Below are 13,969 nucleotides of genomic sequence, written 5' to 3'. Positions count from 1 at the left end.
AGCCCTTGAGGAGACTGGCCATGCAGGGAATGGGTGCCGGCGGCGAGAATTGCCCGTTCGATTTCAACTTCGATCCGGCCACCTTCAAGGTGGGCGATACGGTGAGCTATCGGGTGACGGGCGATCTGGCCGACTGGCCTTTCGTCGGCACCTTGCTCGAAGTGCATGACGATCACGTCATCATTGCGGGCGATGCGCTGGACCCGTCGGTGCGCTATCGCGGCACGCGGGAAGCCCGTCCCATTGTGGAGCAGTCCGAAATCAGCTGAAACGGCCTTCGCCCCTGCTTAACCTTGTCGCGTTATAGGGCGCGCATGAAAAACGCTGAAGTCGCCAAGCCCGCTCGCCCCGTGCCGGCCGCCCTGCTTGCAATCGCAGGGCTTGCGCTCTCGCTCGTTCCCGCTGGAGCCCTGTTTGCACAGGCCAGGTCCGGCCCTTACATCGTCACCGAAACCGGCCGCTCCTACGGCAAGCTGCAGGATGCGGTCGATGCGATCGGCGGGAAACGCGGAACCATCGTGATCGCGCCGGGGCGCTATGTCGATTGCGCCGTCCAGCAGGCGGGCGATATCTCCTATTTCGCGAGCCAGCCGGGCACGGTGATCTTCGACGGCGACATCTGCGAGGACAAGGCGGCGCTGGTGCTGCGGGGATACAACGCCAATGTCTCCGGCATCACCTTCCAGAACATGCATTCGAAATATTCCGGCAATGCCGCCGGCATCCGTCAGGAGAAAGGCAACCTGACCGTCACGCAGAGCTGGTTCAGGGACAGCCAGCAGGGCATCCTCGCGGGCGATGACCCGACCAGCCGCATCGTGATCGACAAATCGACCTTCACCAATCTCGGCACCTGCGCCTATTCCGGCGGCTGCGCCCATTCGATCTATATCGGCAATTACGGGCTGCTGCGCGTCACGCGCAGCCGATTCGAGAAGGGCGCGGGCGGGCATTACGCCAAGTCGCGCGCGATCAGGACCGAGATCGCATCCTGCAGCTTCGACGATTCGGAAGGCTCATGGTCCAATTACATGATCGACCTGCCCAACGGTTCGACCGGCCAGATCACCAACAACTGGTTCGTCCAGGGGCCGGATCACGAGAACCATTCCGCCCTGATCGCGGTCGCGGCGGAGAAGCGCGCCAATCCGTCCACCGGCCTCCGGATCGAAGGCAATGACGCGCGGCTGGCCCCGACGGTCGAATGGACCACCACCTTCGTGGCGGACTGGTCCGGCGAGCCTCTGGCGATCGGGCAGAACAGCCTGGGCAAGGGCATCCAGAAATTCGAGCGGCGATAGGATTAGGATATTTCAATGCCAGTTTTTCTGATCGCCGCCGAAATAGGTCTGGAATATCTCGCTCGCGCGTAAGCTGCTCTGGTCTATCCCTGCTTCATCCAATTGCCCAGCCAATCTTTGGAGATGTTGCTTGGCTGTTTCATTATTGAGCGCCGCAGCGACAGCGAACCAAGCAGTTGCTTCCACCATATCGATTGGCCGGCCTTCTCCGACGGCAAACATCACACCAATCTCATTAAATGCGTGTGAATTTCCCATCTTGGCAGCAGTTTCAAAACTGCGGAATGCCGCAGCATAATCCTTGTTCGTTCCCCTACCGCCTGCTTGCATCACTCCTAAGCTGACCCATGCATCGCTGAAATTTTGGGCTGCGGCGCGCAAGAACAGTGCGACTGCTTCTTCTGAGGTTCCCTCCACTCCATCGGACGTGTCGATCATCACACCGAGACGCCATTGGGCATACTGCTCCCCCAATCCGGCAGCTTTTCTATAAAGTGAGGCGGCTGTCGCAGCATCACTGGGAACGTGCACCCCCTTATCATAAAACCAAGCAAGGACATTGATCGCTTTGGGATCATTCTGGTTCGCGGCAGTCAGAACAAGCTGAATGCTTCGGCTTCCCTGCCTTGCTCGATCAGCGCGTTTGCATCATCTTCGATTGTCGCAGCGATCAGAAAAGGCTTGATACAAGAAGCAGTATCTTATTGAGCATACCCGCCCCCATTTTCGGCGAACTTCGCCCTACGGCCTCTTCAAAGTTTATCTATAATAAATGCCCCGCGCGGTCGCGCTTGGTGTCCAGATAGCGCGCATTGTGCGGATTGGGCGGAAGCTGGTGCGGCACTCTTTCCGCGATCTCGACCCCTTCGGCCTGGAGCGCCGCGACCTTGGCCGGGTTGTTGGTCATCAGCCGGATCGAGCGCACCCCCAGCAATTCGAGCATCCGCGCCGCCACCGGGAAATCCCGCGCCTCGTCCGGCAGGCCGAGCCGGCGATTGGCGTCCACCGTGTCGAAGCCCTGGTCCTGCAGGCGATAGGCGCGCAGCTTGTTGATAAGGCCGATGCCGCGCCCTTCCTGCCTGAGATAGAGCAGCACCCCCCAGCCGCCCCGCGCCGCCTCTTCGGCCATGGCCCGCAACGCGGCATCGAGCTGCGGCCCGCAATCGCATTTGAGGCTGCCCAGGATGTCTCCGGTGAGACATTCGGAATGCAGGCGGACCAGCGGCGGACGTTCCGCGATCTGCCGCCCGATCACCAGGGCGACATGCTCGCGCAAGTCATCGGCGCTGCGGAAGGCCACGATCTCCGCGTCTTCCGACGCGGCAATCGGCAGATGAGCGCGGGTGGCGATGGCGAGGCGCGTGCTGTCCTGCCATTCCGCCACATCGGCTGCGGACAGCTGCTGCGCTTCCCCGGTATCGGCCGGGTCGACCATGAAAGCGGGCAGCACCCCCGCGATCCGGGCGATTTCCAGCGCGGCCTCCGCCTGCGCCCGCCAGGGCAGCTCGTCAGCGCGAAACGGCCCCTTCATCGGCGCGGCCAGATCGAGCGCAGGATCGGCGATGGGGCGCGCCGTCTCCAGCGAGAAAGGCTCGGCCCCATGGATCAGGACGGGAGCATGCGGCTCGGCGGCTTCCCGCTGATTGGCCAGCTTGAGCGTGGCGGCGCGCGCCGCCGAAATCAGCATCCGGCTGGACCGCGCCGCGCGGGCGATGGCGGTTTCCACCGGCAGCAGCACCGGCGCGCCGGCGATGGCGAGCGGCCAGCCGTGGCGCAGCGCATCGATGGCCTGCGCCGCACGCCTGGCCGGACTGCTCAAAGATCGAACTCCGTCACCAGCGGAACATGGTCCGACGGCTGCTGCCAGTCGCGGCATGGCTCCAGCACCCGGTGCGCAGTCGCCTGCGCGGCCAGTTCGGGCGAAGCCCACATGTGGTCGAGCCGCCGCCCCCGGTCGCCCACCTTCCAGTCCTTCGCGCGATAGCTCCACCAGCTGTAGTAGCGGCCGGGCGCGGCGATGTGCTCGCGTCCGATGTCAACCCAGCCATGCGCATCCTTGAAGCGCTGCAGCGTGTCCACCTCGACCGGCGTGTGGCTGACGACCTTGAGCAATTGCTTGTGGTTCCACACGTCGCATTCCAGCGGGGCGATGTTGAAATCGCCCACGATCAGGGTGGGCCGGTCGAGCCGGTCGGCCCAGCGGGTCATGCGTTCCAGAAAATCCAGCTTCTGGCCGAATTTGGGATTCTCGGCGCGATCCGGAATGTCTCCCCCGGCCGGGACATAGACATTCTCGAGAATCATGCCCTGGCCCGGGCCGAGCAGTTCCACCCCGACATGGCGCGCTTCGCCATTGTCCTGCCAGTCATGACGGGAGAATTCGCGAATCGGGAGCCGGCTGATCGTGGCGACGCCGTGATAGCCCTTCTGCCCGTGAACGATCTGATGGGTATAGCCCAGATCCTTCAACGCCTCGAACGGGAAGGTCTGCTCGATGGTCTTGATTTCCTGCAGGCACAGCACGTCCGGCTGCTCCTCCTGCAGGAAGCGCGCGACGCTCGGCAGGCGGAGCCGAACCGAATTGATGTTCCAGGATGCGATAGAAACCATGGCGGGGGCTTTAGAGCGATTTCGAAGCAAGTGGAATCACTTGCTGACTCGGAAATCGCGGAAAACAGGCAATTCCAGACTCGCTCCGGCTCGACCTGAACCGGGACGAGTCCAGGTGGCCGGGGCAAGCGCAGCAAGGGCCGCCGCACCCGGCATGGCCGGAAACAAAAAAACCCCCGTCCCGGGGGCAACTGGGACGGGAGTTCATTCGAGCGTTCGTCACGCTTGGCAAGGCGCTCTTGGGGAGAGGCTGGGGCAACAGGGGGGAAACCCGCCTCGTTTCGCCTTGTGGGACTATTTTTAGCGGGCGCTGGCTTTCTATCAAATGAACGGCCGCAAGAGTTTCATCGCAACGGCGCCACGGGCCGTAGGCGGACCGTTTCTCCTCAGCGACGACCGGTTGGGCGAGGGTCCCGATACCTGAATGCCGAGTCGGCCACGGGCACGCCATATTGCTGGTTGGAGAGGCGGATGGTGGTGCGGTTGTTCTGCGAATTGAGCGCCACCCAGCTGGAGAGTTCCCATCCTCCGGGCGCCCCGGCATCCCTGATGAAGATGAGCGTGATCATCCCATATTCCGGCTTCTTCGGATCGCGCACTTCCACGCTGATCACATTGGGATTGCCGGTGGGCTTCAGCGTGCCGAAGCGGGCCACGTCGCGCTTGGGATCGAGCAGCGCGCCCAGCGGGCTGTTCTTGATCGGCCAGCGCTGCACCTGATTGACCTCGTAATCGATCATGGTCAGCGCATTGCCGTCCGCCACGATCAGCAGCGGCACGCCCTTTTCATACTGGAAGCGGATCTTGCCCGGCTGCTTGAGCGTGACCACGCCGGACATCCGCTGGCCCGAACGGTCGGTCTGGATGAAATCGGCCTTGAGAGTGGAAATCGAGCGCAAGGCCGCGACCGCGCTGTCCAGCTCGGTCGCAGCGGCGGCGACAGGCGCGGCAGCCATGAAGGACGCCGCAGGCACGCCGGCCGCAAGTGCGGCTGCAGCAACGGCGCGGATCGGGAGTTTGATCGAAGAAAAGCGTGTGTTCATGCCCAGTCCCTTAATATCGGGGCTTGAACTCACGCTGAACCTGTCCGGTTCCTTACTTGATCTTGGCTTCCTTGAACTCGACATGCTTACGCGCGACCGGGTCGTATTTGCGGAAGCTCATCTTTTCCGTGATGTTGCGCGGGTTCTTCTTCGTCACATAGAAGAAGCCGGTATCGGCGGTGGAGACCAGCTTGATCTTGACGGTTGCGGGCTTCGCCATGACGCTTTCCTAAAATCTCGATGCGGGCTGCGCGGGCCGGAACCGCGCGCGGGCCGAAAATGCGAAAGCGGCGCATGGCTGCGCCGCCCTTTCAGCGGCCGCCATTGGGCCAGGCGACGGGAAAAGTCAAGCGCCGCTACCACTCCACCTTGCCGCGCCCGGCCTTGATCGCGCCCCGCTTCTTCTTGGATTGAAGCCGCGATTCCTTGCCCACCCGGTTGAGGCGGGACTTCTTGCGCAAGGCCGGCTCCTGCCGCGCGGCTTCGAGCATTTCCGCCAGCCGGGCGCGGGCATCCAGCCGATTCGCTTCCTGCGTGCGGTGGCGGCGCGCGGTGATGACGATCTCGCCCTTCGCGCTCATCCTGCTCCCGGCCAGCGCCTTGAGCCGGTGAAACACCGATTGCTCCAGCCGCAGGGCGAAGACATCCAGCCGCAATTGCACGGTGGTGGCCACCTTGTTGACATTCTGGCCGCCCGGACCAGCCCCGGTGATGAACCGTTCCTCCACCAGCGCCATTGCGCGCTCGATCAGGCCGGGGTCGGGATCGGCCATGGCTCAAGCTGCTCTACGCCGAAGGCGAGGAAATCCGCTGGCAGTGGCGCGGTCGCAGCCACCGGCGGCTTGCTGCCGCGATCGAGGGACAGACCGGCGGCGTGGAGCATGGTGCGCCGCGCGCGCGAATCGGGCTGGCCATAGACCGGATCGCCGAGCAGCGGAAAGCCCAGCCCGGCAAGGGCATGAATCCTGATCTGGTGCGTCCGCCCGGTGACGGGCAGGAAGCGCACCACGGAAAAACCATCGCCTGCCGCCAGCCTTGTCCAGTGAGTGATCGCGGGTTTGCCCTTCCTCGCGGCGATCATCCGCCAGCCGCCGCTGGCCGAGCTGATCTTGCTCAGCGCCAGTTCGATGGTGCCTTCAGGCTCCGCTACCTCGCCCGCGACAAGGCCGATATAGCTCTTGGCCACCCTGCGTTCCTCGAAGGCGGCAGCGAAGCGCTTGAGCGCCTTAGGATTGCGCGCGAGCAGCAGGCAGCCCGAAGTATCCGTATCCAGCCGGTGGACCGGCGCGGGGGCGCGCTGGAAGCCGAGCCTGAGCGCATCGAGATGATCGCCCAGCGATGCGCCGCCACTGCGCGGGCGGTCGACCGGCAGGCCTGCGGGCTTGTCGATAATCAGCGCTTCCGCGTCCTCGAACAGAATCGGGATGCCGCTCATGCTACGGCCCCGGCAATCCGGCGCAGCGCCTCGCGCAGTCTGTCCTCGCTCGCGGCGAAGCTGATGCGGAACCCGTTGGCGCCGCCGAAGGCGGAAGCGGCCACGATGGCCACGCCATGCTCGAGCAGATGCATGGCCAGTGCTTCGTCATCACCGAATCGTTCCATCAGGGGGGTGGCGTCGACGAAGCAGTAGAATGCGCCATCCGGCACCGGGCAGGACAGGCCCGGAATGGCATTGACCGCCTCCACCACCAGATCGCGGCGCGCGCGGAAGATTTCCCGCCATTCGGCAAGGAAATCCTGCGGGCCTTCGAACGCGGCCACGGCCGCCGCCTGGCTGATCGAGCAGGGATTGCCGGAGCTGTGCGACTGCAGCCGCTCCATCGCCTTGATGAGCCATTCCGGCCCCGCCGCCACCCCGATACGAAAGCCGGTCATGGCATGGCTTTTCGATACCCCGGAGACGGTGAGGATGCGGTCGGCCAGATCCGGGCACAGCGCGGCCAGCGAGGCATGGCGCGCGCCGGTATAATCGAGCGGCGCGTATATATCGTCGGACAGCACCATCACGCGCGGATGGCGGCGTAGCACCTCCGCCAGCGCCAGCAGCATTTCCGGCGGGTAAACCGCGCCGGTCGGATTGCCGGGGGAGTTCAGCATCAGCCATTGCGTGTGCGGGCCGATGGCGGATTCGAGCTGCCCCGCGCTGAAGCGGAAGCGGTTCGCGGCGCCGGTCCTGATCGGAACCACCTTGCCGCCCGCGAAGCGGACGATCTCGGGATAGCTGACCCACCAGGGGGCGGGCACCAGCACTTCCTCGCCCTGACTGACGGTGGCCAGCAAGGCGTGGAAGATCGCCTGCTTGCCCCCCGCGCTGACCGTGACCTGCGAGGCGGGCACCGCGATCCCCAGATCACGCCTGAAATGCAGCGAAGCGGCTTCCTTCAGGCGGAGCGTGCCGCCCACCGGCGTGTATTTCGTCTGCCCGGCGTCGAGCGCGGCCTTCGCCGCATCCAGCACATGCCGCGGGGTGGCGAAGTCCGGCTCGCCCACGGAAAGGGAAATGATGTCGCGGCCTTCCGCCCGCAGCCGGGCGGCGCGGTCGGTCATGGCGGTGGTGCGCGAGGGCGCGATCCGCTGGAGCGCTTCGCTGATCATGGCTGGACGAGTTCCGCACGGATCAAACCGCGCAGCGCGTTGCCCACCAGGAAACCGCCCGCGAGATCGTCTATCGCCAGAGGCTCCTCGCGCGCCTTGCCGCTGGCGAGCAGCGAACAGCGCAGCACCCCCGGCAGCAGGCCCAGCGAAACCGGCGGGGTCAGCAGCTCGCCGTCCCGTTCCACGAAAATGTTGGTGAAGCTGCCTTCGGTGACCTGCCCGTCATCGCGCGCCAGCAATGCTTCCTGCGCCCCGGTGCTGCGGGCGACTTTCAGCGCCGCCTCGTAGAAGGAGCGGTCGCTCGTCTTGTGGCGCAGCCGCCAGTCCCCGCTGTCGACCGGCAGCGGCAGGATCACGCAGCGCAGCGGCTCGCCCGGCGTGCCGGGCTGCGGGCTTGCCTCCAGCGCGGTGGTCCCGCTGCGCCCCAGCACCAGCCGCACCTTGGCCGGCGAATCGAGCTCGAAGCACAGCGCCTGGATCTGGTTGCGCGTGGCATGGCGATCGAAGGAGAAGCCCAGCTCCGCCGCGCTGGCCTTCATCCGTTCGAGATGCAGCTCGAGCAGAGCGATCCCGCTGTCCGGTTCGAAGAGCATGGTTTCGATCAGATCGAAATCCGCTGCCCTGATTGCCGGCAATGACTGGCGCACGAAACCTCCCTTTATCAGGCACTCGCGCCATTCGGGCATGATCTGGGAATCCGCCACGATCGCCGAACCCACGCCGAGCACCGCGCGCCCGCGCCCATTATCCCCGGGCGCGAGCCGCAGGGTGCGGATTGCCACATTGAAGGCGGCGCGACTAGTTCCCGATGCGCAATCCCGCTCGATCCGTCCGATCGCGCCGCAATAGGGGCCGCGCGCATCGCGCTCCAGGTCGCCGATCAGTTCCATCGCCCTGATCTTGGGCGCCCCGGTGATGGAGCCGCACGGAAACAGCGCGCGCAGCATGTCCGCCGCGCCCTGGCCGGGCCGCAGCCGGGCCTGCACCGTGGACACCATCTGGTGGACCGTCGGATAAGTCTCGACCGTGAAGGGGCGCGTCACCCGCACGCTTCCCGCCTCTGCCACGCGGGAGAGATCGTTGCGCATCAGATCGACGATCATCAGGTTTTCGGCGCGATCCTTTTCGGAACCGGCGAGATCCTCCGCCAGGGCACGATCCTCCGCTTCGCCGCGGCCGCGCGGGCGAGTGCCCTTCATCGGCTTGACCTTGGCCTCGCCATCGGAAAGGGCGAAGAACAATTCGGGCGAAAAGCTCAACAGCCAGTGCGATCCGTCGAAGATCGCCCCGCCATAGCCCGCGGCGGCGGCCGGCCGAAGCGCGGCGTAAAGCGCCAGCGGATCGCCGCGCCACGATCCGGCCAGCGGGAAGGTGAGATTCGCCTGATAGATATCGCCCGCATGGATCGCGTCCTGCAGCCGGGCGAAAGCGCGGCCATAGCCGCCGGGGGAAACCTGCGGCTCCAGCGGCCCGATCCCGCATGGCGCGCCCACTTGCCCCGCCAGCCAGGCCGCGACTTCGCCGGCCGGGATGATCTCGCAGCTTTCGAAATGGCCGAGCCAGACCAGCGGGCCATGGGCGCCCCAGCGCGATTCGGCCAGGGGAGCAAGGCGCGGCTCCAGCGCCAGACCGGCTTCATAGGCGATATAGCCCGCCAGCACGCCGCCATCCCGCGCCACCACGGCATCTGCCCGCTCAAGCGCGCCGCGAACCTCGTCCGGGCGCCGCGCCACGAATATTTCACGAGGGCTGCGATACAGCCGCGCATCGCTGGCACCGTCCGATCGTGCATCGTCGAGCAGGACAAAGGGTTCTCGCGCCACCATTCCAATCGCTCTAACGTCTCGCGCGGCCAAGTCGAGCGCTTGACCGGACGGGTGCGCCTGTTCCACACATCGAAGCGACCGAACGGCTTGGAGGTAGGTGGATGGGTGAGATCTTCATCGGGCTTGGCGCGAATGGCGAAAGGCAGGTTCTCAATCTTGGCCGGGCCAACCGGCATGGGCTGATCGCGGGGGCCACGGGCACCGGCAAGACGGTTACCCTGCAAGGTATTGCGGAAAGCTTTTCGGCCAATGGCGTGCCTGTGTTCCTGGCCGATGTGAAGGGCGATCTTTCCGGCATATCGATGGCCGGCTCTCCCGCGTTCAAGAACGCCGACAAGCTGGAGGCGCGGGCGAAGGAGCTGGGCATGACCGATTATGCCTATGCCGACAATCCCGCGATCTTCTGGGATCTCTACGGCGCGCAGGGCCACCCGATCCGCACCACGATCAGCGAGATGGGGCCGCTGCTGCTGGCGCGCCTGCTCGATCTCAACGATACGCAGGAAGGCGTGCTCAACATCGTCTTCCGCTTTGCGGACGAACAGGGCCTGCTGCTGCTGGACCTGCCCGACCTGCAGGCGATGCTGGCCTATACCGCAGAACATGCATCGGCGCTGACCACCAAATACGGCAATGTCACGAAGCAGAGCATCGGCGCGATCCAGCGCCAGCTGCTGTCGTTCGAAAGCCAGGGCGCGGACAAGTTCTTCGGCGAACCGGCGCTGGAGATCGCGGACTTCCTCAAGGTGGACGAAAAGGGCCGGGGCTACATCAACATCCTCGCCGCCGACCGGCTGATGCAAAGCCCCAAGCTCTACGCCACTTTCCTGCTGTGGCTGCTGGCCGAACTGTTCGAGGTGCTGCCCGAGGTGGGCGATCCGGACAAGCCGAAGCTGGTGTTCTTCTTCGATGAGGCGCACCTGCTGTTCGACGATGCACCCAAGGCGCTGCTGGACAAGGTGGAGCAGGTAGTCCGTCTGATCCGCTCCAAGGGCGTGGGCGTCTATTTCGTCACCCAGAATCCCATCGACATCCCGGAAAATGTCGCCGGGCAGCTCGGCAACCGGGTGCAGCACGCGCTGCGCGCCTTCACCCCGCGCGACAAGAAGGCGATCAAGGCGGCGGCGGACACATTCCGCATCAATCCGGACCTGAATGTCGAAACGGCGATTACCGAGCTGAAAGTGGGCGAGGCGCTGGTTTCCACGCTGATGGAAGACGGGGCGCCCTCTATCGTGCAGCGCGCATTGATCAAGCCGCCGCGTTCCCGCCTCGGCCCGGTCGAGCCGAAGGAGCGGGCGATCATCCAGTCGATCAGCCCGGTCGAAGGGAAATACGACCAGCTCGTCAATCGCGAATTGGCCGAGGAAGTGCTGGCGCAGAAGGCGGCCGATGCCGCCGCGACCGCCGAGGAAGTGGCCGAGAAAGGCTCCGAGGAAGTCGCCCGGCAGGAGCGCAAGAACACCAGCATCTGGGACGGGCTGGGCGGCAAGGTGGCCAAGGCGGCGGCGGGCGCGGCGGCAGCCAGCGCCGGCTCGATCCTGGCCAGCACGCTGCAGGGCAAGAAGAGCCGCGCCAACCCCAAGGCGTCCGCTGCCAGCGCGGCGGCGGGCACGGTGGCCACCGAGGTCGGGAAGGCATTCGGCTTTCCGGGGCTGGGCCGCTTCGCCCGCAACCTCATGGGCGGCCTGATGCGCTAGGGCCGGGGCGCTCTTCTTTCGGGGATCGGTGCGGACGAGGCGGTGATGCGGCTCAGGCCGGCCGGAATGCTCCGGTCAGGCGAGCGAGGTTTGCGCGCCCGTCGCGCTGACGGGCGGCGCCAGATGCGGCGCCTGCAGCCGCGCGACGAGCAGGGCGAGCTGGTCCATGCTGAAGGTCTGATGGAAGGAAAGGCCGTATTGATCGCCCTTGCGCCAGCGGACCTTGGCATCGAGATCGGGCAGCAGACGCGCCGACAGGATGAGCTGCTGCTCGATCGCCAGGCGCTCCCGGCACTCCACATTGGCGCCATATTGCGAAAGATTCAGGATCGTCGCGTCGCTGGTTTCCCCGCCGGCCCTGAGCCGGGCCGGTAGCTGGAGCATGATCCGCAGCGAGCGCTTCGGATAAGGCCCTTCTTCGCGAATGAGGCAGGCGACGTCCTGCTGCTCGAGGAACCGCAGGCCCATCTGGCCATCCTCGGCCCACACCACGGAAACCCCGTAACGCTCGCCGGTCGCCATCTCCAGATATTCCGGCTGTTCGTCAGGAAGCGCGTGAAAGACCTTTATGCGCAGGCCGGTGGCGGAGACATCGCGGATCACGCACAGGAATTCGCCGCAGGGGAATACGATCTTCGCATTGCGGATCAGAAGCGTGAACCGCTGCGCAGCGCGCTGATCGCTGTGGTCTGGCCCGGCCTGCCCGCTTTCGGGCAGCTGTGCAGGACTTCGTTCAGACATACTCGCCTTGCTCCACAACCGGCGCACGGGGGCGCTCACCCCCGCCAACGATTTCGCTTCGGTTCTGCCAATCTGCCGGATTACGGTTAAATTCAGGTTATCGACGCATCCGGGACGGGAATCCTGCATGGCTCTGGCCATCCGGCGCGGGGTCCATTAGGCGGGCGGCAGGAAGGAACGCTCGATGTGCGGCATTGCCGGATGGTACAGGAGAAGCGGGAGGCCGGTGCCGCCCCATATCCTCGAACAGCAGTGCGACCGGATCGTTCATCGCGGCCCGGACGACAGCGGCATCCTGACCGATGGCGATTTCGGCTTCGGCATGCGGCGGCTCAGCATCATCGACATCGCGGGCGGGCACCAGCCGATCCACTCCGCCGACGGGCGCTATGCGATCGTCTTCAATGGCGAGATTTACAACCACCCCGAATTGCGCCGCGAACTGGAGCAGGCGGGTTTCCCCTTCTCCACCCATAGCGATACGGAAACCCTGCTCGCCAGCTTCGTCCATTGGGGCGACGATGCCTGGCTGCGCCTGCAGGGCATGTATGCCGCGGCGATCTGGGACAAGGCGGAACGGAGCCTGACCCTCGCCCGCGATCCGCTGGGCATCAAGCCGCTCTATATCACCGAGCAGCGGGGCGGCCTCGCCTTCGCGTCCGAGATCCGTTCGCTGCTGGTCCTGCCGGAGCATGAATTCGACGTGGACGAACGGGCCGCCCATGATTTCTTCATGTTCGGCCATGTCCAGCGGCCCCGCTCGATCTACCGGCAGGTGCGCACGCTGGAGCCGGGCCAGGTACTGCGCATCGGTCCCGCCGGGGAAGCGCGCATCCGCACGTTCTGGGAACCCCGCTTCCATGCCCACCACGATCTCTCGGAAGCGGAATGGATCGAGGAAACCCGCAGCCGCCTGCAGGACACCGTCCGCAAGCATATGCTGTCGGACGTGCCGGTCGGCGCCTTCCTCTCGGGCGGCGTCGATTCCAGCGCGATCCTGGCGGCGATGGTCCGGGAGACGAGCCAGCCGATCAAGGCCTTCACAGTGGGCTTTCCGGGCACCTCGATCGACGAGACCGCCGCCGCCGGGCGGATCGCGGCGCATCTGGGATGCGAGCATATCGTCCTGCCGCTGGAACCCGCCATGGCAGGCGACCTGCTGCCGGCCGTCCAGTCCGCCTTTGACGAGCCATGCGCGGCCACCGCAGCCGTGCCGATCTGGCATTTGTCGAAGCTGGCCGCGCAGCACGTCAAGGTGGTGCTGGCGGGCGAAGGATCGGACGAGATCTTCGCGGGATACAAGCGGCAGCGCACGGCCCTGCTCGCGGCACGATGGAAGCCCGCGCTCAAGGCGCTCGGCCCGCTGCTGGCGCTGGCCGAAAAGCTGCCGGCCGGTTCGACCCGCTGGAACTACCTGAAACAGAACGCCCGGCGCTTTTCCGATGCCGCCACGCTCGACAACGGCTTCCAGCGCTTCTTCGCCGCCACCCAGATTTCCACGCCGGATGTGCGCGCGCGCCTGTATGAACCGGGCTTCCTCGCCCGGCAGGACGCGCCGGGCCGGTTCAGGCGGCTCGAGCAGGAGTATTTCGGGTCGGCGGATGCGCGCAAGCTCAGCCCGCTGGAGCAATTCATGCTGGCCGATATCGCCGTGCATATGCCCGGCTCCCTGCTGCATCGCTCGGATCGCGGCAGCATGGCCCATTCGCTGGAAGCGCGGGTGCCTTTCCTCTCGCATGATTTCGTGGACTGGACCCTGACCATGCCGACACGGATGAAGCTGCGCGGCAACGTGGGCAAATATGCCCTGCGCAAGGCCATCGAGCCGTGGTTTCCCGAAGGCACCTTCGCCAAGCGCAAGATCGGCTTCCAGCTTCCCTTCGGGGAATGGTTCAGGGGCGACTTCAGCAGCTTCGCCGAAGAAGCGTGGCACGAGAGCGGCGCGGTGCACAGCGGCTATCTGCGGCCGGAAGCGGTGGACGCCCTGTTCGCCGAGCATCGGGCCGGCCTCCGCAATCATGGCCGGATACTCTACGCCATCGCGATGTTCAGCTGCTGGTGGCAGCAGGCGCGAGCCCAGCAGGCGGATACGCCGGACCGGAGGCGGGAAGCTCCCGCGAATTGATCGCCGCTCGCGATGGGCGGTTGGAAGA

Annotated in this window: 14 protein-coding genes; 4 read left to right on the top strand and 10 right to left on the bottom strand. The window is 65.4% G+C overall.

Features of this window, described 5'->3' with window-relative positions; genetic code table 11:
• Positions 1-20: 20 nt before the first annotated feature.
• Positions 21-269, top strand: a complete 249-nt coding sequence (locus U8326_RS14835; RefSeq protein ID WP_324741174.1) for a hypothetical protein — start codon at positions 21-23, stop codon at positions 267-269.
• A gap of 45 nt (positions 270-314) precedes the next feature.
• On the top strand, positions 315-1,301 hold the full coding sequence (locus tag U8326_RS14830; RefSeq protein ID WP_324741172.1) for a right-handed parallel beta-helix repeat-containing protein: 987 nt from the start codon (positions 315-317) through the stop codon (positions 1,299-1,301).
• A gap of 12 nt (positions 1,302-1,313) precedes the next feature.
• On the opposite strand, the gene U8326_RS14825 is transcribed toward U8326_RS14830, so the two are convergent.
• From U8326_RS14825 to pabB, 9 genes are all read right to left on the bottom strand, one after another.
• Complete coding sequence (locus U8326_RS14825; protein WP_416385537.1) at positions 1,314-1,865, bottom strand: tetratricopeptide repeat protein; 552 nt, start codon at positions 1,863-1,865, stop codon at positions 1,314-1,316.
• 199 nt (positions 1,866-2,064) lie between these two features.
• Positions 2,065-3,177, bottom strand: coding sequence for a GTP cyclohydrolase II (gene ribA / locus U8326_RS14820; protein WP_416385491.1), 1,113 nt, complete (start codon positions 3,175-3,177; stop codon positions 2,065-2,067).
• Positions 3,117-3,911, bottom strand: coding sequence for an exodeoxyribonuclease III (locus tag U8326_RS14815; protein ID WP_324741168.1), 795 nt, complete (start codon positions 3,909-3,911; stop codon positions 3,117-3,119). The genes ribA and U8326_RS14815 overlap by 61 nt, the downstream gene beginning before the upstream one ends.
• Before the next feature lie 386 nt (positions 3,912-4,297).
• Positions 4,298-4,954, bottom strand: coding sequence for a LolA family protein (locus U8326_RS14810; RefSeq protein ID WP_416385490.1), 657 nt, complete (start codon positions 4,952-4,954; stop codon positions 4,298-4,300).
• A gap of 52 nt (positions 4,955-5,006) precedes the next feature.
• Positions 5,007-5,174, bottom strand: a complete 168-nt coding sequence (gene rpmG, locus U8326_RS14805; protein ID WP_244381850.1) for a 50S ribosomal protein L33 — start codon at positions 5,172-5,174, stop codon at positions 5,007-5,009.
• A 136-nt stretch (positions 5,175-5,310) separates the two neighbouring features.
• Positions 5,311-5,727, bottom strand: coding sequence for an alternative ribosome rescue aminoacyl-tRNA hydrolase ArfB (gene arfB / locus U8326_RS14800; RefSeq protein WP_324741162.1), 417 nt, complete (start codon positions 5,725-5,727; stop codon positions 5,311-5,313).
• On the bottom strand, positions 5,703-6,389 hold the full coding sequence (locus U8326_RS14795; protein WP_324741160.1) for an RNA pseudouridine synthase: 687 nt from the start codon (positions 6,387-6,389) through the stop codon (positions 5,703-5,705). Before U8326_RS14795 ends, arfB begins: the two co-directional genes overlap by 25 nt.
• Positions 6,386-7,549, bottom strand: a complete 1,164-nt coding sequence (locus tag U8326_RS14790) for a pyridoxal phosphate-dependent aminotransferase (RefSeq protein WP_324741158.1) — start codon at positions 7,547-7,549, stop codon at positions 6,386-6,388. The genes U8326_RS14795 and U8326_RS14790 overlap by 4 nt, the downstream gene beginning before the upstream one ends.
• Positions 7,546-9,375, bottom strand: a complete 1,830-nt coding sequence (gene pabB, locus U8326_RS14785; RefSeq protein WP_324741156.1) for an aminodeoxychorismate synthase component I — start codon at positions 9,373-9,375, stop codon at positions 7,546-7,548. The genes U8326_RS14790 and pabB overlap by 4 nt, the downstream gene beginning before the upstream one ends.
• 101 nt (positions 9,376-9,476) lie before the next feature.
• Here pabB and U8326_RS14780 point away from each other — a divergent pair, with 101 nt between their 5' ends.
• Positions 9,477-11,075: a helicase HerA-like domain-containing protein gene (locus U8326_RS14780; RefSeq protein WP_324741154.1), complete on the top strand. Its 1,599-nt coding sequence runs from the start codon at positions 9,477-9,479 to the stop codon at positions 11,073-11,075.
• 75 nt (positions 11,076-11,150) lie between these two features.
• Here U8326_RS14780 and U8326_RS14775 read toward each other — a convergent pair whose 3' ends face one another.
• A complete protein-coding gene (locus U8326_RS14775) occupies positions 11,151-11,816 on the bottom strand; it encodes a PilZ domain-containing protein (RefSeq protein ID WP_324741152.1) in 666 nt (221 codons plus the stop codon).
• 184 nt (positions 11,817-12,000) lie between these two features.
• On the opposite strand from U8326_RS14775, the gene asnB reads away from it, so the two are divergent.
• Positions 12,001-13,941 (top strand): asparagine synthase (glutamine-hydrolyzing), encoded by a 1,941-nt coding sequence (asnB, locus tag U8326_RS14770; RefSeq protein WP_324741151.1) that lies wholly within the window; start codon positions 12,001-12,003, stop codon positions 13,939-13,941.
• The last annotated feature ends 28 nt before the right edge of the window (positions 13,942-13,969 follow it).

The organism is Tsuneonella sp. CC-YZS046, assembly GCF_035581365.1.
GTDB lineage: Bacteria > Pseudomonadota > Alphaproteobacteria > Sphingomonadales > Sphingomonadaceae > JAWKXU01.
Note: the sequence above shows the minus strand (reverse complement) of the source record. Positions and strands in the feature narration are given on the sequence as shown.